General features: G+C 72.1%; 16 protein-coding genes. 11 read left to right on the top strand and 5 right to left on the bottom strand.

Going from position 1 to position 20605, the window contains the following annotated elements; translation table 11 throughout:
• Positions 1-409: 409 nt before the first annotated feature.
• Complete coding sequence (locus Sru02f_RS18260; RefSeq protein WP_109031074.1) at positions 410-3424, bottom strand: glycosyl hydrolase; 3015 nt, start codon at positions 3422-3424, stop codon at positions 410-412.
• 258 nt (positions 3425-3682) lie between these two features.
• Between Sru02f_RS18260 and Sru02f_RS18255 the strand changes: the two genes are divergently transcribed.
• Complete coding sequence (locus Sru02f_RS18255; protein ID WP_109031073.1) at positions 3683-4111, top strand: cold-shock protein; 429 nt, start codon at positions 3683-3685, stop codon at positions 4109-4111.
• A gap of 10 nt (positions 4112-4121) precedes the next feature.
• Here the strand turns inward: Sru02f_RS18255 and Sru02f_RS18250 are convergent, their stop codons facing one another.
• On the bottom strand, positions 4122-4688 hold the full coding sequence (locus Sru02f_RS18250) for a hypothetical protein (protein WP_174855041.1): 567 nt from the start codon (positions 4686-4688) through the stop codon (positions 4122-4124).
• A 222-nt stretch (positions 4689-4910) separates the two neighbouring features.
• Here Sru02f_RS18250 and Sru02f_RS18245 point away from each other — a divergent pair, with 222 nt between their 5' ends.
• Positions 4911-5060 carry a hypothetical protein gene (locus Sru02f_RS18245; RefSeq protein WP_159107508.1) on the top strand — a complete coding sequence of 50 codons (150 nt, stop codon included), beginning with the start codon at positions 4911-4913 and terminating at the stop codon, positions 5058-5060.
• A gap of 10 nt (positions 5061-5070) precedes the next feature.
• Here Sru02f_RS18245 and Sru02f_RS18240 read toward each other — a convergent pair whose 3' ends face one another.
• On the bottom strand, positions 5071-6663 hold the full coding sequence (locus Sru02f_RS18240) for an MFS transporter (RefSeq protein WP_109031072.1): 1593 nt from the start codon (positions 6661-6663) through the stop codon (positions 5071-5073).
• Between the two features lie 108 nt (positions 6664-6771).
• Between Sru02f_RS18240 and Sru02f_RS18235 the strand changes: the two genes are divergently transcribed.
• Positions 6772-7374: a helix-turn-helix domain-containing protein gene (locus Sru02f_RS18235; protein WP_109031071.1), complete on the top strand. Its 603-nt coding sequence runs from the start codon at positions 6772-6774 to the stop codon at positions 7372-7374.
• A gap of 114 nt (positions 7375-7488) precedes the next feature.
• Here Sru02f_RS18235 and Sru02f_RS18230 read toward each other — a convergent pair whose 3' ends face one another.
• On the bottom strand, positions 7489-8022 hold the full coding sequence (locus tag Sru02f_RS18230; protein ID WP_109031070.1) for a hypothetical protein: 534 nt from the start codon (positions 8020-8022) through the stop codon (positions 7489-7491).
• Entirely contained in the window at positions 8023-8751 is a 729-nt protein-coding gene (locus Sru02f_RS18225) for an SDR family oxidoreductase (protein WP_109031470.1), read from the bottom strand.
• 292 nt (positions 8752-9043) lie between these two features.
• On the opposite strand from Sru02f_RS18225, the gene Sru02f_RS18220 reads away from it, so the two are divergent.
• The 8 genes from Sru02f_RS18220 to asnB all read left to right on the top strand — a co-directional run bounded on the left by Sru02f_RS18220 (position 9044) and on the right by asnB (position 20520).
• Positions 9044-10507, top strand: coding sequence for a catalase (locus Sru02f_RS18220; RefSeq protein WP_109031069.1), 1464 nt, complete (start codon positions 9044-9046; stop codon positions 10505-10507).
• 102 nt (positions 10508-10609) lie between these two features.
• Positions 10610-11005 (top strand): ankyrin repeat domain-containing protein, encoded by a 396-nt coding sequence (locus Sru02f_RS18215; RefSeq protein WP_109031068.1) that lies wholly within the window; start codon positions 10610-10612, stop codon positions 11003-11005.
• A 479-nt stretch (positions 11006-11484) separates the two neighbouring features.
• A complete protein-coding gene (locus tag Sru02f_RS18210) occupies positions 11485-12960 on the top strand; it encodes a sugar transferase (RefSeq protein ID WP_109031067.1) in 1476 nt (491 codons plus the stop codon).
• Positions 12961-13030: 70 nt separating this feature from the next.
• Complete coding sequence (locus tag Sru02f_RS18205) at positions 13031-14356, top strand: nucleotide sugar dehydrogenase (protein WP_109031066.1); 1326 nt, start codon at positions 13031-13033, stop codon at positions 14354-14356.
• Positions 14346-15650 (top strand): glycosyltransferase family 4 protein, encoded by a 1305-nt coding sequence (locus tag Sru02f_RS18200; RefSeq protein WP_167469409.1) that lies wholly within the window; start codon positions 14346-14348, stop codon positions 15648-15650. The genes Sru02f_RS18205 and Sru02f_RS18200 overlap by 11 nt, the downstream gene beginning before the upstream one ends.
• On the top strand, positions 15647-17020 hold the full coding sequence (locus tag Sru02f_RS18195) for a Wzz/FepE/Etk N-terminal domain-containing protein (RefSeq protein ID WP_373103479.1): 1374 nt from the start codon (positions 15647-15649) through the stop codon (positions 17018-17020). Before Sru02f_RS18200 ends, Sru02f_RS18195 begins: the two co-directional genes overlap by 4 nt.
• The gene (locus tag Sru02f_RS18190) at positions 17017-18582 is read left to right on the top strand and encodes a Wzz/FepE/Etk N-terminal domain-containing protein (protein WP_109031063.1); all 1566 of its coding nucleotides are present in this window, start codon (positions 17017-17019) and stop codon (positions 18580-18582) included. The genes Sru02f_RS18195 and Sru02f_RS18190 overlap by 4 nt, the downstream gene beginning before the upstream one ends.
• Positions 18583-18585: 3 nt before the next feature.
• Positions 18586-20520, top strand: coding sequence for an asparagine synthase (glutamine-hydrolyzing) (asnB, locus tag Sru02f_RS18185; RefSeq protein WP_109031062.1), 1935 nt, complete (start codon positions 18586-18588; stop codon positions 20518-20520).
• Positions 20521-20605: the final 85 nt, after the last annotated feature.

Below are 20605 nucleotides of genomic sequence, written 5' to 3'. Positions count from 1 at the left end.
GCGGGGCGTGGGCGCCGCGTGCCGTCCGTCGGCCGGGGTGCCGCGGCGGCGCTCGACGGGGCTCGGCGCGGCGGGTGCGGTGGGGGCCGCCCCGGCGGGTGCGGTCGGGATCGCGGTGGCGGCCGCGGCGGCCGACGCGGTGAACAGGACCTGGCGTCGGGAGGGGACGGGTCTGCTGTGCGGTGCGGGCATGGTGCGGGGCTCAGCTCCCTTCGATTGAATCGTTTTACTCGATTCGACGGAGACGCTAAGTGGCACCACCAGGAGCGTCAAGGGTTCTCACAAGAACCGGCTGACGCCTCATAAGTCCCTTGGCAGCACAAGTCGGCGGACGCTGAGCGGGCATGACTCGACGCGGACGGGCCTGGGCACCGTCCGCGTCATTTTGAATCGTTCAATCCGGTCGGAGTCAGACCGTCCGCTGCGCGTACGGGACCAGCCGGACCGGTCCCACCAGCCCGTACTCCTGGCGGGTGAGCCCGCCGAAGACCTCCGGGCGGCTCACCCGGAGCCGGTTGACGAGGGGCGTCGCGACCTCGATCTCGATGGTGTTCGCGCCCCTGCGCAGCAGCGGACCCACGTCGACGACGGGGCCGAGCCGGTCGACCGGGTCCGCGTCGCGGCCGTTGACGCGCACCCGGAAGGTGTCGGCCACCTGCCCCAGCTCCAGGAGTGCGCCGTGGGCCGCGCTCCAGTCGCCGGGGAGGGTGACCGTGGTGCGGTAGCGGCCGATGCCCGCGCAGTCCTCCAGTTCCGGGATGCTCGACCAGGGCAGCAGGGTGTCGAGCGTCAGGGTGCGGCGTTCCTTCTCGGTGCGGGTCGGGCGGTCACCGGGACGCCAGTCCTCGACCTCGACGCGCCAGCGGCCCGGTTCGATCGGGCCGGGGACCGCGGGGAGGGTGGTGGTGACGGTCCGCCCCCGGGACAGCCGCGTGCGGTAGGTGCCGGCCGCGGCGGCCCGTACGGTGAGGCCGCGTTCGGTGAACAGCACCTCGTCGGCCTCCGAGGAGAGGGCGTGCGGGCGGTTGCCGTGCCGGTCGCCGAGGAGTCCCGGCCGTCCCAGCGCGACGACGAGCGTCTGGCCCGGTCGCAGGGCGACCCGGAGGGTCACGTCCCGGCCGTCCTGGGTGTACCGGCCCACCCGTACCACCCGGCCCGTCCAGGGGTCGAGGAGGTACGGCACCGCGTCGCCGCCTCGCGTGCGGCGCAGTGTGACGTCGTGGTCGATCGCGGCCACGGGCGGTTTGACGGTCTCGGCGTGCTTGCCGTTGACCAGGTAGTAGTAGTCGGCGTCCGCCGTGGCCCGGTGGGCGTTCAGGAGCGTCGAGGGTACGGAGTGCCGTACGTCCGGGGTGACACCGAGCTCGGCGAGGGCGTCGCCGACCGCGGTCTTCTCGGTGACCCGGACGACGCCCGGCAGCGCGAGCAGGCGGGCGAGGACGTCGCGCAGCCGCTCGGTCTCACCGGTCGCCGGCACGCCCGGGGTCAGCGCCTGGTCGAAGGCGCCGAGGAGCACCACGGGCAGCCCGGCCTGCGCGAATCCGAGGATCCTGCGGGCGTCGTCGAGGGCGAGGGTCGGGGTGGAGCCGTAGAAGAAGTCGCCCTCGACGAAGAGCGCCTTGTAGGCCGGTCCTTCGGGGGCGAGCCGGCCGCCGGAGACCGTCGCGTTCGGCAGGTCGAGGAGCGGGCCGCTGAGGAACTGGTGCGTCCAGCCGAGCGGGACACCGGTCGAGGTGAACCAGGACGCGCCGATGCCCGTGGCCGTGTAGCCGGTCTGCCGGAAGACGGCGACGTCCGCGCGGGCGGTGCCCGACTGCAGGACGGCGTGGACGCGTCCGAGGTAGCCGGCGATGTCCCCGGCGTGCCGCCAGGTCGGCTGCCGCGGCCCCCACGACTCGCCGTATCCCGGCGCTCCGTTGTAGGGGCTGAACGCGGCGAAGCCGGGCCACTGGGCCTCCGGGGCACTCGCGTAGGAGAAGCCGTGCATCACGGTCTGGTTGACGCCCGCCGCGTAGGCCCCGCCCATGGTGCGCAGCACGCGGTCCCACGTGGTGCCGTAGGCCGAGCCGTTGTAGGCACCCGCCTCGCAGGAGAGCACGGTGTGCCCGGCCATGTCGCGGCCGCCGGCCAGGCACCGGTAGTCGTCCAGGTTCTTGAAGCCGAGGGACTCCCCCTCCGCGATGTCGAGGATCGCCGCGGTGGCGATGGCGTCGGTCTGCAGGCCGTACGGCTGGGCGCGCAGGGTCATGCCGAGGGAGTGCGCCCAGCCCTTGAGCGCGCCCACGTGGTGCCGGTTGAACAGGTCGGAGACCGTGGCCCAGAAGTCGTGCCGGATCTGCCGGGTCAGCTGGGCCTCGAACGCGAACACCTGGTTGCTGTCGTCGAGGACGAGGGCGGGCAGCCAGGGCAGCAGTGGTCGGCCCGTGCGCTGTTCGAAGGCCTCGGGCAGGCGCGCCGTCCAGACCAGGCCCTCGGACTCCAGTTCCACCGAGTCCTCGAAGAAGGCGCCGCCCGCGGCCTTGAGCAGACGTCGCAGTGAACCGGTGAGGACGTGCCGTTCCCAGTAGTCGGTGACGGCCGTGGTGCCCGCCGCACTCAAGTGGTCCACCACGAAGGCGGCCGGTGCGGAGTGCGGCCCCGATTCCGGCTGCTGTCCCGAGCCCCGCTGCCAGTAGGAGATCAGCATCCACTCGCCGTCCGCGGGTGCCGTCCAGGTCAGGCCGCCGTCGGTGACGGTGTCCGTGAGGTCGCGGACGCTGTCGGGGTCGAGGCCGGTCTCCTTGCGGGTGGAGTTGGCGGGGTCGACGCGGGCGGCCTGGACCGCGAGGAGGCGCTGGGCGCGGACGCCGGTCGCGGCCTCGTGGACGGGTGCGGGCACGGGGCCGCGGTACGTGGCCCCGGCGGCCAGTGCGGTGTGCCCGTGGGCGAGTTCCTGGGCGGCGGCCTCGTCGTCGGGGGTCACTCCGGGGACGGCCACGGGCCAGCTCGGGCCCAGGGTGAGGTCGACGGTCAGGCCGCGTCGCACGGCCCGGCGCAGGGCGGCCTCGACGCCGTCGCGCCAGGGTCTGCTGCCCCAGCCGTGGTGGGCGGTGTCCAGGAGCGACTTGTCCCGGATGCTGTGGTGGACGGCGGCGATCTCGGCTCCGCCGAAACCGGCGTCCGCGATCTGGTCGATCTCGCGGGCCACCTCGTCGGGGTCGACCATGCCGTCCGGCCACCACCAGCGGAACTTCGGGCGCACCGACCGGGCGGGGTCGGTGAACCACCGGGCCGGGCCGGAGGCCCGGTCGGCGGCCGGGCCGGTGGGGAGGGCGGCGGCGCCGGGCGAGGCGGTGACGGCGGTGGCGGTCACCCCCGCGGTCACGGCGGCGGCCAGCACCGCGCGCCGGGACATCCCGCCACGCTGCGAGACGAGTTCGTGCATGAGTGCGCCCCAGGGTTCGGAGAGGAATTCCTCGATTGAATCGTTTCAATCCGGTTCAAACGCGGGAACGGTAAGCCGAGGCGATCATGGGGGTCAAGACGTGTCGCGCCGGTAACTTCCGTACGCCGCGGCGCCGGCAGTTCGTTCCACCGGCGCGGTGCGGTGTGCCGACCGCCTGGCGGACGGCACCCGATAGCATGCACACGGTTCCGGGGAAGGGCTCCGGACGGGTGGGGTTTTCAGAGGTTGGGGGTCCGCATGGTCGCGGGTCGTGTGGTGCGTTTCGACAGTACGCGGGGCTACGGGTTCATCGCGCCGGAAGACGGCGGCGAGGACATCTTCCTGCACGTGAACGATCTGCTCATCCCCGAGGAGTACGTGCGCTCCGGGCTGGTCGTGGAGTTCGAGGTGGAGAGCGGTGAGCGAGGGCTGAAGGCCTCGGGCATCCGGCTCCCCGAGGGAGAGCGGCACAAGCCCGCGCGGCGCCACCAGGAGCCGGCGCCGAGGGTGGCGATGTCCGACGAGAACGGCCAACCGCTGTGCGATGTGCTGAGTTCGGACGAGTACCGGCGTGACGTGACGGAACTGCTGCTGACCGCCAGTCCGCAGTTGACCGCGGAGCAGATCCTCACCATCCGCGGCGCGCTCCTGAAGTTCAGCGAGGGCCACGGCTGGATCGAGGACTGAGGCCGCCTTCCTACTGCCCTTCGCGCATCCCTCGCTCCGGCGTCGGGCAGCCGCGGGCGAAGTCGGCGAGCGCCCGGAAGTCGTCGTCGCGCAGCCCGATCCGGGGATTGACGTGATGCAGAAGTCCAGGCGCTCGGTGATGGGTGGTCACGTAGGCCCGGTCGGGGTCGCCCTGTTCGTCGTCCACCCAGGCGAAGGGGCGTCCGTCGGCGTACTCCACGAGCGGGGCGGTCTTCCAGTGGACCCCGTCGGGGCGGTCCTGGAGCAGGGCGTCCGCGAAGTCGACGAACGGGAGTTCGGGGAGGCCGACGACGGGGGCGATCCAGCGGTTGGCGTCCGCCATCCACGTGGTGGCCCAGCACAGTTCGTAGTCGAGCCGGAGCAGTTGTGCCCCGTGCCGCGGATCGAGCCAGACCCGCAGGGGGCGGCGGCGCACCGGAGGAGACCGGTGTCCCTCGCGGTCCAGGCCGTCCCAGGGCACTCGGACGGTGGTGTACCCGGGCGGTCGCTTGTGCGGCTTGGCCGCGTACGGGTTGAGGGGCCCGTCCACGTCCAGGAACAGTAGCGGTCGCCCCACGGCCCCTCCCCCTGTCGTACCGATGGCCGGCTGCGCCGGTGGAGGCAGCGTAGTCGCTGCGGCGTTCTCCGGGCCCGGCCACCGCCGTGTGCGACGGCGTCGGCGGTTCGGCCAACCTCCATGCTCCGCACGGCTGTTGCCCCACACGGGTCCGGGCATCCGCCACCCACCGACACGCGCGGAACGTCGGGTCGCGACCGCGACTGAAGGCGCATCACCATCGTGGTCACCCACCGCCCGGAGAACACGAGGATCGCGGATCACATCGTCGTCATGGAGCACGGCCGGATCACCGAGCAGGGCCGTTACGACGACCTGGTCAACGCCGGGGGCGTCTTCGCCGAACTCCTCGAACTCTCCCGGGACCGCTGACTCGCCCGTGTCACGGGCCGGTGAGAGCCTCGGCCGCCTCCGGTTCGTCCGCGTCCGCGGGTGCCGTTCTGCCGGGCCCGCGGAACGCGACGTAGACGAACAGGACGCCCATGACGGCCACACCGGCCCACATGGCCTGCTGCCAGCCGTCGACGAAGGACTGCTGGGCGGCGTGCAGCAGGTGCGGGCCGTACGGACCGGCGCTGCCCGCGGCCTCGACGGCGTTGGCCACGCCCTCCCGGGCGCTGTCCGCGGGCCCCTGGGGAATGCCGTCCAGCCGTCCGTCGACGGCGCTGCGGTAGCCGGTGGCGAGCAGCGCCCCCAGCAGGGCGACACCGAGTGCGGTGCCGAACTCGCGGGTGACGTCGTTGAGCGCGGACGCGACGCCCTGCTTCCCGCGCGGCAGGGAGCCGGTGATGGCCTCGGTGGACGGGGTCATCGACAGGCCCATGCCTATGCCCATGGCCAGCATGCCGGGCAGGATGGTCAGGTATCCGTCGTCCACGGAGACGAACAGGGCCATGAGCGCGAGGCCGGCCCCGGCCAGGGCGATGCCCGTCGCCATGGTCGTACGGGAACCGACCCGTGCGGCGAGCATGGGGGCGAGGCCGGAGGTCGCCATCATCATGACGGCCATGGGCATCAGCGCCACCGTGGAGAGCAGGCCCGACCAGCCGAGCACGGCCTGGAAGTACGGGAAGAGGACCACGGCGATGCCCGCCTGGACGCCGAAGACCACCAGGAGCGTGATCGAGCCGCCCGCCAGGCCGCGCTCCCGGAACAGGCGCACGTCCAGCAGCGCGGCGGTGCGGCGGCGCAGTTCCCAGGCGACGAAGCCGACGGCGGCGGTGATGCCGACGACGAGGCCGGTCAGCGTCACCGGGTTGGTCCAGCCGCGTTCGGGGCCTTCCTGGAGGACGAAGATGAGGCCGGTCACGGCGACGGTGGAGATCAGCGCTCCGCCCGTGTCGAACCGGTGGGCAGCGGTCTCGCGGGAGTCGGGGACCGACTTCAGCGCCATGGCCAGGGCCACGAGGACCAGGACCACCGGGAGGACGAACAGCAGCCGCCAGTCGGCGACGTCGACGAGGAGGGCGGAGAGGAACATGCCCAGGATGCCGCCGCCTCCGGCGACACCGGTCCACACGCCGATCGCCTTGCCGCGCTGCTCCTCGGGGAAGGTGGAGGTGATCACGGCAAGGGTCACGGGCATGATCATCGCGGCGCCGACACCGCCGGCCACGCGGGCGGCCAGCATGACCTCGGCCGAGGGGGCCAGTGCGGCGAGGACGCTCGCCGCACCGAAGACACCCAGACCGGCGACGAGCATGGGCTTGCGGCCCAGTCGGTCGCCGACGGCCCCGAGCGGGAGCAGCAGCGCGGCCAGGGCGAGCGTGTAGATGTTGATGATCCACAGGACCGTGTTCTGGGAGGCGTCGAACTCGACGGCCATGTGGGTCTGCGCGACGTTCAGACCGGACACCGCGGCGACGACGGCCATCAGCGCGACGGAGACGGCGATCAGGATCGTGCGCAGTCGACGCGCGTCGGGGGTGTTTCCGCCGTCGGCTTCGGGGGCCCGTACGGGTGGGCTGGTGCTCATGGGTTCCTTTCGCAGGGCATGCCGCCGCCCGACGGGGCGTGGAGGGTGTCGGGGAAGTGCGGCTCGACTGCGTCCGAAGCTAAGCCCGCGTTGCGTTCGAGGCATACGATGTTGCTCATGACGCAAGAAGATGGAGATCTGGACAGCCTCGTACGCAAACGCATCCGCGCCCTGCGGGTCGCGCAGGGCTGGTCCCTGGAGGAGCTGGCCGGGCGTGCCAAGCTCAGCCAGTCCTCGCTGAGCCGCATCGAGAACGGCCGGCGCCGCCTGGCCCTGGATCAGCTGGTCACTCTGGCCCGCGCCCTGGACACCACGTTGGACCAGCTCGTGGAGACGGCCGACGACGACGTCATCACCAGTCCGATGATCGACAGCACCCACGGCCTGATGCGCTGGCCGGTGAAGGGCGATCCCGGCATGACCGTGGTGCGTCAGCGCATGACCCAGCCGCCGCCCGAGAATCCGGCGCGCATGCGTGCCCACCCGGGGCGCGAATGGCTCGTGGTCCTGTCCGGCACGGCGGTCCTCATGCTCGGCCACCGCCGCTTCCGCGTCGAGACCCACCAGGCAGCCGAGTTCCCCACGATGATGCCGCACGCGATCGGCACCGCCGGCGGCCCCTGCGAGATCCTGGGCATCTTCGACCGCGACGCCCGCCGCGGCCACCAGCGCGAGGGCGGCGACAGCGAGGCCCGGGACACGGCCGAGTGACGGCGGGGGGCGTCGGGCCCGGCGGGAAGGGCGTGCGCGAGGAGGGGCAGCGCCGCGGCCCGCACGGGCCGGCGCTGCGCACCGGGCCGGTGGTGTGCGAGCGGGGCACGCCCGCTACTCGATCAGGGCGTCCGCGGCGATGATCACCAGGCCGATCAGCATGTCCAGGGCCCCGGCCCGGCAGGAGGACAGCCGGCCGAGCCCGGCGGTGCGGGCCGCCGAGGTGCCCAGGGCGAAGAGCAGGACGGTGTTGAGCACCAGGGCCGTGTCGGCGGCCGCTTCCTCCGCCCACCACCCGGCCTCGGCGGCGAGCAGCATCATCACGGTCGGCAGCACGGCGACGGCCAGCGGCCACTCGGCGAGCACCGCGCGCAGCCTGCTCGGTCCGGCCGTCCCGTCGCCGGACGCACGCTGGGCGATGACGTGCGCGTACCCGTGGGCGGCGCCCGACGTCAGCGCCGTGAGCAGTACCCACAGCGCGTCCTGGCCGGGGTTGGCCGCTTCGCCCGGCACGTCCAGCGCCGCGACCAGCGCGCTGGCCAGTACCAGGCCGTAGATTCCCTTGAACAGCCACCGCTCCGGCCGGTGCCGCAGGATTCCTTTCGGCGCGGCGTCGCCGGTCGGGCCGTGGCCGGCACGCTCGGGCATTCAGGAGAGCCAGTCGGCGTACCGGGTGGGGGCCAGGTGGGCGTCCAGGTCGGTCAGGACGTCTCCCTCGACCGCCCCGAACATGCCGGCACCCGGATCGGTGACGACCGTTCGCGCGTCGCCCTTGTGGGCCAGGGTCAGGCGGCCCAGCTCGTCCAGGGGGAACACCTCCGGTCCGCCGATGTTGCGGATGCCGTTCAGCGGAGGGCCCACGGCGACGTCCGCGACCGCGGCCGCCACGTCCTTCGCGGCGATCGGCTGGATCGGCGTCGCGGGCAGCCGGACGGAGTCGTCGGAGGCGGTCCAGGACAGGACCGCCTCCATGAACTCCATGAACTGGGTGGCGCGCACGATCGAGTACGGGACGGGGCCCTCCCTGAGGACCTCCTCCTGGAGCGTCTTCGCACGGTAGTAGTCCAGCGCCGGCACCCGGTCGACACCGACGATGGAGAGGATCACGAAGTGCCCCGTCCCGGCCCGCCGCGCGGCGGCCAGCAGGTTGTCCATCGACGTCCGGAAGAAGGCCGGTGAGGCGTCGTCGAAGGTCGGGGAGTTCGTCAGGTTGACCACGACCTCGGCTCCCTCGACCGCGTCGTCCACTCCCTTGCCGCTGACGACGTCGACGCCGGTGGACTGGGAGTGGGGCACCGCCTGGTGCCCGGCCGCGTTCAGGTCCTTGACGACCTGCGAGCCGATCAGCCCCGTCCCGCCGATGACCGCGATCTTCATGCGCACGCCTCTCTTCCTTCCGGAGCCGGGTGGCTCGGGACCACAGGAACCACTGTGTCGGTGTCCGCGGGGGACGGCTCCCTGAAGGCCCCGAAGGGATGAGAACGGACCGGCTCGGGGGTGCCGCAAGGCCGGAGTGGCCGAGCCTGGCGGCCCCCGTCCCGGCGGGGCGCGGCACCCTAGCAGGCTTCGGCATCAATTCAAGAGCGAATATTGCTCTAGATGTCGCCTTGCCTTAGATCCTGTCCAAGGTAGGGTGGTGGCTGCGAAGAACCACACCGAGGAGCAAGCCTTGCCTGAGAACAACCAGAAGCCGCTGACGACGGTCGCCGGTGCACCGGTTCCCGACAACCAGAACTCCCTGACCTCCGGCCCGCGCGGCCCGATGCTCCTGCAGGACGTGTGGTTCCTGGAGAAGCTCGCGCACTTCGACCGGGAGGTCATCCCGGAGCGCCGGATGCACGCCAAGGGCTCGGGCGCCTTCGGCACCTTCACGGTCACCCACGACATCACCCGGTACACCAGCGCGAAGATCTTCTCCGAGATCGGCAAGAAGACCCCGCTGTTCACCCGGTTCTCCACCGTCGCCGGTGAGCGCGGTGCCGCCGACGCCGAGCGCGACATCCGCGGCTTCGCCGTGAAGTTCTACACGGACGAGGGCAACTGGGACCTGGTCGGGAACAACACCCCGGTCTTCTTCTTCCGCGACCCGCTGAAGTTCCCGGACCTCAACCACGCGGTGAAGCGCGACCCGCGCACCAACCTGCGCAACGCCGAGAACAACTGGGACTTCTGGACCAACCTCCCCGAGGCCCTGCACCAGGTCACGATCGTGATGTCGGAGCGCGGCATCCCGGCCTCCTACCGGCACATGCACGGGTTCGGCTCGCACACGTACAGCCTGATCAACGCCGAGGGCGAGCGGTTCTGGGTCAAGTTCCACCACCGCACCCAGCAGGGCATCAAGAACCTCACCGACGCCGAGGCCGAGGCCCTGGTCGGCAGGGACCGCGAATCCCACCAGCGTGACCTCTTCGACGCGATCGAGGACGGCGACTTCCCGAAGTGGAAGCTGTTCATCCAGGTCATGCCGGAGGCCGACGCCGAGAACTACCGCTTCCACCCCTTCGACCTCACCAAGGTCTGGTCGAAGAAGGACTACCCGCTGATCGAGGTCGGCGAGTGGGAGCTCAACCGCAACCCCGACAACTACTTCGCGGACGTGGAGCAGGCCGCCTTCAGCCCGGCCAACGTGGTCCCGGGCATCAGCTTCTCCCCCGACCGGATGCTGCAGGGCCGCCTCTTCTCCTACGGCGACGCCCAGCGCTACCGCCTCGGCGTCAACCACCACCAGATCCCGGTCAACGCCCCGAAGAACCCGGTGAACTCCTACCACCGCGACGGCGCCATGCGCGTCGACGGCAACCAGGGAGCCACCCCGGGCATCGAGCCCAACTCCTACGGGCGCTGGCAGGAGCAGCCGGCCTACCGCGACCCGGCCCAGGCCGTGGGCGCCGTCGCCGACCGGTTCAACTACCGCGAGGACGACGACAACTACTTCGAGCAGCCCGGCAACCTGTTCCGGCAGATGAGCCCGGAGCAGCAGCAGGTTCTGTTCGAGAACACGGCACGCGCCATCGACGGTGCCTCGGCGCAGACCATCGAGCGCCACATCGGCAACTGCACCCAGGCCGACCCGGCCTACGGCGCGGGCGTCCGCAAGGCGATCGAGGCCCTGGCCGCCGGCAACCTCTGATCCGGCCGGTCAGCGACACACGCGGTAATCCGCACCGTACCGGCACGGGCACCCGAGAGGTGCCCGCGCCGGTACGGGCGTACCGCCACGGAGAACTACTTCATGGACATGCACAACAGCGGTGGACTGACTCCCGAGCAGACGGAGCGCGTGGTCGCCATCGCCATGGATCTGGCCCGCGAGGGCGGCACCGACCAGTTGGTGGAGTTCGTACAGCACGGGCTGCCGGTCGACGTACGGGACCCCGCGGGCAACTCCCTCCTCATGCTCGCCGCCTACCACGGTCACGCCGACACTGTGCGGACCCTGATCCGGCACGGCGCCGACCCGGACCTCCGCAACGACCGCGACCAGTCCCCCATTGCCGGCGCCCTGTTCAAGGGCGCCGACGACGTCGTAGCGGTACTGCGTCGGGCAGGCGCGGACCTGGACTCCGGAACGCCGACCGCGCGGGCCGCCGCGGCCATGTTCGGCCGGGAACACCTGCTCGCGACCTGAACCGGCGGTGGCGTCAAAGGCGGAGCCGGGGACCGGGCACTCGACCCCCCCGCATGGCGTGAACCATCGGTCTGGCCCGCGCCGGAAGCGGAAGAATGGCCGTCCAACTCGACACCCCGCATTACGTGGTGGCGCGAAGGCATCGGTGGACATTCACAGGTTGCTTGATCAACTCCCAAAGCGTGAGCACGAATTACACACATCCCCTCTACACAGTGGCCCCGATGGTCTAGATTGACCGTGCTTCAGCTGTTCAGGCACGAGGCGACCGGTAATGATCTTTAGGTCGGGGGCAGGGGGGTCTGCTGCTGTCACTGTGTATTGCTCGTATTGATGTGACATAGCCGGAACGTTGTGCGCGGACAGGCCGGGGGGCCGTCCGTGGGGAGGAACAGCGCGGCGCGGGAGGCGGGGGCCTCCCGAGGGGGAGGAACAGTGCTAGGCGAACACGTCGAACCACTGGGAACCTGGGGGGTTCTGTGCGGCAAGGGGGATTGGTCAGCCCGTTTCCGTCTGCGCGCGGGCAGTTGGCGGACGGGGCAACCAGCCGGCTCGCGAGCGACTGGGAGCACCGGTACCGCCGTACCGTGATCACCAGCGATACCGTGACCACCGCTGTCGTGGTGGCGGGCATCGGCAATTTCTTCGGGGTCCGGGACGCGGCCAACTGGCACGAGAAATGGGGAATTCTCGCGTTCGGCACCTGGCTGCTGGTGCTGGGCGCCCTCGCGGTGAGCCGGTCGTGGTCACCGGCCGTGCTCGGCCAGGGCGCCGAGGAATTCCGTCGGCTCGGCCGCTCACTGTTCATGGCGACCGTCGTGCTGGCGCTCGGCGGAATCGCCCTCACCTCGCGCAACATCAAACTCTGGATCTTCGTCGCCGTTCCCGCGATCGCGATCTTCATCATGGTCGCGCGCTACGCGCTGCGCGTCCGGCTGCACAGACAGCGCAAGCAGGGGCGCTGCCTCAGACCCGTGCTCGCCGCCGGAAGTCCGGCCACGGTGCGCGATCTGATCGCCCGGACCCGGCGGTTCCCGCACCTCGGCTGGCGGGTGGACGCGGTGTGCACGACGGACGACGGGCTCGAGGGCGACCAACTGGACGGAGTGCCGGTCGTCGGCCCGCTGGAGCACGTCGCCCACCACGTCCGCCGCGACGGCTACCGGGTGGTCGCGGTCACCCCGGACCCGCACTGGTCACCGCACCGCCTGCAACGGCTGGCCTGGAACCTGGAGGGCAGCGACGCCGAGATGGTCGTCGCTCCCGTCCTGATGGAGGTGGCCGGCCCGCGGCTGCACGTCGACGCGGTGCTCGGTATCCCGCTGCTGCGGGTCAGCATGCCGACCTTCACCGGGGGCCGGCGCGCGGTCAAGGCGGTCGTCGACCGGTTGGGCGCGGCTGTCCTGCTGACACTGTTCGCGCCCCTGATGCTGTTCGTCGCGCTGCTCGTCCTGGTGGACAGCAGGGGCGGGGCGTTCTACCGCCAGCGCCGGGTCGGCAAGGACGGCCGCGAGTTCACCATTCTCAAGTTCCGCACCATGGTCGCGGGGGCCGACGGGGCACGTGCCGCGCTGGCCGACCGCAACGAGGGCGCGGGCCTGCTGTTCAAGCTCCGCCGGGACCCGCGGGTCACCCGGGTCGGGGCGGTGCTGCGCCGCTACTCGGTCGACGAACTGCCGCAGCTCTTCAACGTGCTCGCCGGATCGATGTCGCTGGTGGGACCGCGGCCGCCGCTGCCCGAGGAGTCCGCCGCCTACGGCCCGGACATCCGAAGACGGCTGCTGGTCAAGCCCGGCCTCACCGGTCTGTGGCAGATCAGCGGACGCAGCGACCTGCCGTGGGAGGAGGCCGTCCGGCTGGACCTGCGGTACGTGGAGGACTGGTCGCTCGCCCTGGACACGGTGATCCTGTGGAAGACGCTGCGTGCGGTGGTCCACGGACAGGGGGCGTACTGATGCGCGGGGGCCGCCGGCCCGTCGCGCGGACCGCAGGCCGTCAAGGCCTGCCTGGGGGGAGGAACGGGTCATGAGGGTCAGCGTTTTCGGCCTCGGCTACGTGGGCTGCGTGTCGGCCGCGTGCCTGGCCGGCATGGGGCACCAGGTCGTCGGGGTGGATGTGAACCAGGTGAAGGTCGACCTGGTCAACGACGGCAAGGCCCCGGTGGTCGAGGAGCGGATCGGCGAGCTGATCGCCGAGGTCGTGGGCAGCGGAGCACTGCGCGCCACCGGCGACGTCCGCGAGGCGATCATGGAGAGCGAGATATCCCTGATCTGCGTGGGCACCCCGTCGGAGCCCAACGGCAGCCTGTGCACCACGTACTTGGAACGCGTCACCGAGGAGATCGGCGCCGCGCTGGCCGAACGGGGCGGGGGCGGCGGGCGGCACACCGTGGTGTTCCGCAGCACCATGCTCCCCGGCACCTGCACGAACCTGCTGGTGCCGATCCTGGAGAAGTACGTCGGCGGCACCGCCGGGGTGGACTTCGGGGTCGCGGTCAACCCGGAGTTCCTGCGCGAGGGCACGAGCGTGCGGGACTTCTTCGACCCGCCCAAGACCGTCATCGGCGAACTCGACCCGGCCAGCGGCGACGCGGTGCTGGCCCTGTACGACAGCTTGCCCGGCGAGGTGTTCCGGGTGCCGGTCGCGACGGCCGAGGCGATCAAGTACGCCGACAACGCCTTCCACGGCCTCAAGATCGGCTTCGCGAACGAGCTGGGCGCGGTGTGCCAGGCACTCGGGGTGGACTCGCACCAGGTGATGGACGTGTTCCTGGCCGACCGCAAGCTGAACATCAGCCCCGCCTACCTGCGGCCCGGTTTCGCCTTCGGCGGCTCCTGCCTGCCCAAGGACCTGCGGAGCCTGGTCCACGCGGCACAGCGGGCCGACGTGTCGGTGCCCATCCTCTCCCACGTGCTGCCCTCCAACTCCGCGCACCTGGAGCGCGCGGTCGAGCTGGTGGAGCGCACCGGGAAGCGCCGGGTGGGGATGTTCGGACTGTCCTTCAAACCCGGCACCGACGACCTCCGCGAGAGTCCGCTCGTAGAACTGGCGGAGCGCCTCTTCGGCAAGGGCTACGACCTCAAAATCCACGACGCCAACGTGAGCCTGTCCCGGCTGCTCGGCGCGAACCGCGAGTACGTCGAGACCCGGCTGCCGCACCTCGCCCAACTGCTCGCGGACTCCGTCGACGAGGTCCTCGACCACGCCGAGGTGTGCCTGGTCGGGACCAGGGATCCGGCCGTGCTGTCGGCGCTGCCCCACGGCGCCGGGCCGCTGCTGATCGACCTCATCCACCTTCCCGACGCCGACGCGCGCCGGACCGAACCGGGGTACATGGGCCTTGCTTGGTGACACGACGTCTGGTGAAGCGCCGTTCGGTGGCACAGCCGGCGACCGGCCGGGTCGGCGCGCCCTGATCCTGGTGGAGAACCTGTCGGTGCCCTTCGACCGGCGGGTCTGGCAGGAGGCGACGACCCTGCGCGACGCGGGCTGGGACGTGCACGTCATCTGCCCCCGGGGCAGCAAGCGGGACACGGAGCCGGAAGCGGTCGTCGACGGGGTGCACATCCACCGCTACCCGTTGCGCGCCGCCACCGGAGGCCCGGCCGGCTACCTGCGTGAGTACGGGGCGGCGCTCTGGCACACGGCCCGGCTGGCCCGCCGGGTCGGCCCGGTCGACGTGGTCCATGCCTGCAACCCGCCGGACCTGCTGTTCCTGCCGGCCTTGTGGCTGAAGAGGCGCGGTGCGCGGTTCGTCTTCGACCAGCACGACCTGATACCCGAGCTGTACCTGTCCCGGTTCGGCCGCGGCAAGGACCTGCTCTACCGCGCCGTGTGCGCGCTGGAACGGTGGACCTACCGGGCCGCGGACGTCGTGCTCGCCACGAACGAGAGCTACAAGGACGTCGCGATACGCCGGGGCGGCCGCCGCCCCGACGACGTCTTCGTGGTGCGCAGCGCACCCGCGACCGACCGCTTCCAGCCGGTGCCGCCCGAACCGGAGTTGAAGCGGGGCAAGCCCCATCTGCTGTGCTACCTGGGCGTCATGGGACCCCAGGACGGCGTCGACTACGCCCTGCGGGCCCTCGCGAAACTGCGCGACGAGCTCGGTCGGACGGACTGGCACGCGGTGTTCGTCGGCTCCGGCGACGCCTTCGACGCGATGGTGGAGCTGTCCCGGTCGCTGGGGCTCGGCGAGCAGGTGCGGTTCACCGGGCGCATTCCGGACGCCGACCTGGTGCGCCACCTCTCCACCGCGGACGTGTGCCTCTCCCCCGACCCCCGCAATCCGCTCAACGACGTGTCGACGATGAACAAGGTCCTGGAGTACATGGCGATGGGCCGGCCGATCGTCTCGTTCGACCTCCGCGAGGCGCGGGTCTCCGCCGGGGAGGCCGCCCTGTACGCACCCGCCAACGACGAGTCGGCGTTCGCCCGGCTCGTCGCACGGTTACTGGACGATCCGGACGAGCGCGCCCGGATGGGCAAGATCGGCCAGGAGCGGGTCACCGGACAGCTCTCCTGGCGCAACTCGCAGGCGGCGCTGCTCGCCGCGTACGCCGCCGCCTGCCGTGACCACACTCCGGTGTCGGCGGGCGCCCCGGTCCGAACAGGGTTCAAAGCAGGGAAAAGGCCGCGCAGTTGAGCGATGACACGATACGCCTGGTCACGGTCGGGCGAATTCTCCGACGGCGCCGGCGGCTGCTCGCCGTCCTCGTCGTGGTGGGCGCGCTCGTCGGCTACGGCGTCTCGGTGCTGTTCCCGCCGCGCTACACGGCATCGGCCTCGGTCCTGCTGCCGGGGCAGTGGGAGCAGCGCGAGCTGGTCACACAGGTGGAGATCGCGACCAGCTCGGCGGTGGTCGACCGAACGGCCGACGAGCTGCGCTGGAACGGGGTGGGCAAGAGCGAGCTGCGCGAGAGGGTGAGCGCCGAGACCGCCGACGGGAACATCGTCAAGATCTCGGGGACGGCCGAAACCCCGGAGCGTGCGCAGCGGCTCTCCGACGAGATGGCCCAGCAGTTCGTGACGTACGCGGCGCGGATCGCCGGCGGCACCACCGGCACCGACGAGGCCGCCGCTGGGCCGGAGGCGCTGCGGGAGCAGGTGACACGGACCAACCGCCGCATCACCGACCTGGCCAACGCGGCCGATCCCGGGCAGACCGTAGAAAGCGTCCAGGCCCGCACCGAGCTGGAGAAGCTGCGCAGCGCGCTGCAGGACGCCATGCAGAAGCTGGAGGAGGCCGATCCGGCGAACAACCGGGCCGGCATGGTCGTCATGGGTCCGGCGGCCCGGCCGGCCGGCGAGGCTCCGCCGACGCGGCTGCAGCTGATCGGCGGCGGTGCGCTGCTGTTCTTCGTGCTCGCCGTCATCGCTCATCTCACCGCGGCGCGGGTGAACCGGCGGCTGCGCTCCGAATCCGAGATCGCCGCGGCGCTGGGCACGGCGCTGCTGGGAACCGTGGACGTACCCGGTGACCGGCGCGCCCACCGCCCGAAGGCGCGCGGCGCGCGGGCCCGGTTCCGGCGGCTGCTGGGCGTCGACGTCCGGTGGGACCTGCCGGCCCCGCGGTCCTCCGGCGACGAGGTCGGCCGGCGGCTCCGCTACCGGCGGGTCCGGGCCCGCCTGCGGGAACGGGTGCCCACGGCCCGGCGGCTGCTGGTCGTCGTGCCGGACGACGACGAGGTGGCCCGCCGGGCGGCCGGACAGCTCGCCGCCGACGCCGGGGACGATCCGCGGCTGCGGGTGGTGGAGGTCTCGGTGGCCCGGCCGATGGTGCCCGACCGCGACACCGAGTCGGGGGCGCTGGTCGTGCTCAGCGCGGGCGCCCGTACCGCCGAGGAACTCGCCGGTGTCGCCGAGGCGTGCGCGGACGGCGGGCACGAGGTCGTCGGCGTCGTCGTCGCCGGCGCGGTCCGGGCCGCCCGTCCGTCGGCGTCGGCCGACGCGTCCCGGGGGGACGCCGCCGCAGGGGCTGCGGTGCACGACCACGCGACGGGAGGTGCCGCATGACGACGACGGGCACGGCTTCGCAGCCGTCGGCCTCCGCTCCCCTGCTGGACCTGCAGGCACTGGTCGTGGCGGTGCGCAGACGACGGCGGGTGTGGGGCTGTCTGGCCCTGCTGGGTCTGCTGCTCGGCGCTGCGGTGGCGGTCCTGCTGCCGCCCCGGCCGACCGCGGTGACCAAGGTGCTGGTCGCGCACAAGGACGACCAGCCCAACGACACCGGAACGCTGATCCGCACGGATGTCGAGCTGCTGGACACCACGCGGATCGCCGCCGCCGCGCTGCGGTCCCTCGGTTCCCGGGAGAACCCGGAGGACTTCATGCGGGACTACCGGGGCACCGGGCTGACCAACAACCTGCTGCGGATCGACGTGACGGCCGACAGCGACGCGGAAGCGGTCGCCCGGGCCAAGGCACTGGCCGACACGTTCGTCGCGGACCACGTGCGGCGGATGCGGGAGGCCGCCGAGGCCGAGTCCAAGTCCCTGCTGGACCAGCGCGACCGTATGCGCAAGGAGCTGGCCGAGGTCAACAGCGCGATCGGGGACCGCTCACCGGACGACGAACCGAAGGCGTCGGCGAGCATCGAGTCGCTCTTCGCCCGCCGGGCCGAGCTCGACTCGCGGATCGCCGAATTCGACCAGCGGGCCGCGGAAGCGCTCACCGGCACGCCCGAGGTCGTCGCCGGCACGCAGATCGTGGACGCCCCGCACGCGGTGGAGCAGTCGCTGCCCAGGGCCGTGGGTACCGACGCCGCCATCGGGCTCGTCCTCGGCCTCGTCCTCGGGCTCGCGCTCTCCGCGGTGGGCGCCGTGGTCGCGGACCGCCCGGTGCTGCGCCGGGAGATAGCGGCGAACCTGGGCGCCTCCGTCCTGGCGGAGCTGCGCCGCGGGCCGCGCCGGTCGGCCCGGTCGTGGCGGCGCCGGCGGAGCCGGGCGGCACGTGAACGGCTCACCACCACCCTGACCCGCCTCGTGCGCGGCTCCGCGGAACCGGTGTCCCTGCTGGAACTGGGCTGTGCGCGCGGCACCGGTCTGATCGCCCTGGACGTCGCCGGGGCGCTGGAGGCGGACGGGCCCGTGGTCGTCGTCGACGGTCTGCCCGGCACGCGGCTCGCGGGCGCCCACCGGGGGACCGGCGGCCCGACCGTGCTGAGCGGCGAAGGGGCCACGGCCGAGGGGCACCAGGGGCGCAGGCTCGGCGTCGGCTCGGTGGCGCCCGGCACGGCCTGGACCGACCTGCGGTACCTCGGCAGCCGGACGGTGCTCGTCGTGCGGGCCGGGCACGGCAGCACCGCGTGGCTGCACACCGTGGCGCGGCAGCTCGCCGACCAGCGCATCGCGGTGATCGGCGTGGTCCTGATCGACCCCGATCCGCGTGACCGGACCGACGGCACGCTGTGGGACGGTCCGCACCTCGCGCGGCGGGTCCCCGGCGAACGGCCGAAGCGGCACAACGGTGGGGGGACCTCCCACGCCGTCCAGGCAGTGGGGGAAGGCCGGCTCCGGGCGGAACGGCCTTCGATGCCGGCCGCGACGGTCCCGGACAGCGATCAGGAGGCGCGGTAGCACATGTGCGGCATCGCAGGCACGTACCACTGGCCGGACGGCAAGGCCGTGACCGACCGGCTCACCGACGTCCTCGCCCACCGCGGTCCGGACGGGGCGGGCCGCTACAGCCATCCGGCCGGCGTGGGCGAGGTGCACCTCGGGCACCGCCGGCTGGCCATCATCGACCTGTCCGGGACCGGGGCCCAGCCGATGGTCTCGGACGGGCTCGCCCTGTCGTACAACGGCGAGCTGTACAACGCGCCCGAGCTGCGCACCGAACTGGAGTCGGCCGGGGCCCGCTTCCGCGGCACCTCGGACACGGAGGTGGTCCTGGAGGCCTGGCGGCGCTGGGGCACGGACTGTCTGCCGCGGCTGCGCGGCATGTTCGCGTTCGCGGTCTTCGACGAGCGCACCGGTGAACTGGTGCTCGCCCGCGACCAGCTCGGCATCAAGCCGCTGTTCCTGCTCCGGCGCGGCACGGGCCTGGTGTTCGCCTCCGAGCTCAAGGCGCTCGCCACCGCGACCGGCGGGAAGCTGGAGGTGGACCACGCGGCGCTGGTGGCCTCGCTGCTGTACTACTGGGTGCCGGACTCGCGCTGCGCGTTCCGCGAGGCGGAGAAGCTGCCGCCGGGCAGCTGGCTGCGGTGCCGGCCCGACGGCCGGGTGGAGCGCGGCCGGTTCTGGAACCTGCGGGACGTCGCCGCCGCGGGCCGGGAGCGGGCCCGGAGCGGCGAGCGGCCGGACCTCGCCGCCGTCGTCGAGGAGTCGACCCGGCGCCACCTGCTCTCCGACGTGCCGGTGGCGACGTTCCTCTCCGGCGGGCTGGACTCCAGCTATCTGACCGCGCTGGCGGCCCGCGACCGGCCCGGGATCTCCGCCTACACGATCGGGTTCCGCGCCGAGGACGCCAGGTTCGAGGCGATGCCCGACGACCTGCGCTACGCCCGGCAGGTGGCCGAGCGGTTCGGCGTCGATCTGCACGAGATCGAGATCGCCCCGAACGTGCTCGACCTGCTGCCGCGGATGACGTACCACCTGGACGAGCCGATCGGCGACCCCGCCGCGATCAACACCTTCCTGATCTGCTCGGCCGCCCGGGAGGCCGGGGTCAAGGTGATGCTCTCGGGGATGGGCGCCGACGAGCTGTTCGCCGGCTACCGCAAGCACCTGGCCAACGTGCTGGCGCTGCGCTACCAGCGCGTCCCGCGGCCGCTGCGGCGCGGGGTGTCCGCGGCCGTGGGCCGGCTGCCGGTCGCGTCCAGCCGCCGGGGGTACCGGTCGGTGCGCTTCGCGAAGCGGTTCCTGTCCTTCGCCGACCTGCCGCAGGAGACCGCCTTCAGGCGCAGCTACACGATGTACGACCGGGAGGAGCTGCTCGGCCTGATCGATCCGGATCTGGCGGGCACGGTCGAGGACGTGCTGACCGAGCACGCGGACGTCTACGAGGACAACGACCTCGACGACTTCGTGAACCGCATGTGCCTGGCCGACGCCCGGATGTTCCTGCCGGGCCTGAACCTCGCCTACACGGACCGCTCCAGCATGGCCGCGTCGACCGAGGTGCGGGTGCCGTACGTGGACGTCGAGGTGGTGAAGGCGGCGTTCGCCGTGCCCGGTGACCGCAAGATCGTCGGGCGGCAGGGCAAGGCCGTCCTGAAGGAGGCGGCCACCTCGGTACTGCCCCGGGAGATCGTGTACCGGCCCAAGGGCCTGTTCAGCGCCCCGCTACGGGCCTGGATGAGCCGTGACCTGGCGCCGCTGGTGCGCGAGGTGGTGAACGACGGCGAACTCGTCAGGTCCGGCTTCCTGCGCCGGGACGCGCTGCGGCGGCTGGTCGCCGAGGACGCCGCCGGGCAGCGGGACTTCTCCAAACACCTGTGGCACGTGCTGACCCTCGAGTACTGGTACCGCGGCGCGACCTCCGGGTCCGGCCACCATTCCTCGTCGACGGCTTAGCACCTCGGCACTCCCACTGCACCTCGGCACCCCCTACACCTCAGCACCTCCCCCGCACCACGACCGGCAGAGAGACAAGAGGACC

Origin of the sequence: Streptomyces rubrogriseus, assembly GCF_027947575.1 — a bacterium.
Classification (GTDB): Bacteria; Actinomycetota; Actinomycetes; order Streptomycetales; family Streptomycetaceae; genus Streptomyces; species Streptomyces rubrogriseus.
This window is presented reverse-complemented; position numbering and strand designations above follow the sequence as displayed.

What these genes read in the sequence shown, in the direction of transcription:
- Sru02f_RS18230 (WP_109031070.1), bottom strand. Translation starts at nt 8,022, where the DNA reads ATGCCCGAGCGTGCCGGCCACGGCCCGACCGGCGACGCCGCGCCGAAA.
- Sru02f_RS18255 (WP_109031073.1), top strand. Translation starts at nt 3,683, where the DNA reads ATGGTCGCGGGTCGTGTGGTGCGTTTCGACAGTACGCGGGGCTACGGG.
- Sru02f_RS18240 (WP_109031072.1), bottom strand. Translation starts at nt 6,663, where the DNA reads ATGAGCACCAGCCCACCCGTACGGGCCCCCGAAGCCGACGGCGGAAAC.
- Sru02f_RS18235 (WP_109031071.1), top strand. Translation starts at nt 6,772, where the DNA reads ATGTTGCTCATGACGCAAGAAGATGGAGATCTGGACAGCCTCGTACGC.
- Sru02f_RS18260 (WP_109031074.1), bottom strand. Translation starts at nt 3,424, where the DNA reads ATGCACGAACTCGTCTCGCAGCGTGGCGGGATGTCCCGGCGCGCGGTG.
- asnB (WP_109031062.1), top strand. Translation starts at nt 18,586, where the DNA reads ATGTGCGGCATCGCAGGCACGTACCACTGGCCGGACGGCAAGGCCGTG.
- Sru02f_RS18205 (WP_109031066.1), top strand. Translation starts at nt 13,031, where the DNA reads ATGAGGGTCAGCGTTTTCGGCCTCGGCTACGTGGGCTGCGTGTCGGCC.
- Sru02f_RS18190 (WP_109031063.1), top strand. Translation starts at nt 17,017, where the DNA reads ATGACGACGACGGGCACGGCTTCGCAGCCGTCGGCCTCCGCTCCCCTG.
- Sru02f_RS18215 (WP_109031068.1), top strand. Translation starts at nt 10,610, where the DNA reads ATGGACATGCACAACAGCGGTGGACTGACTCCCGAGCAGACGGAGCGC.
- Sru02f_RS18225 (WP_109031470.1), bottom strand. Translation starts at nt 8,751, where the DNA reads ATGAAGATCGCGGTCATCGGCGGGACGGGGCTGATCGGCTCGCAGGTC.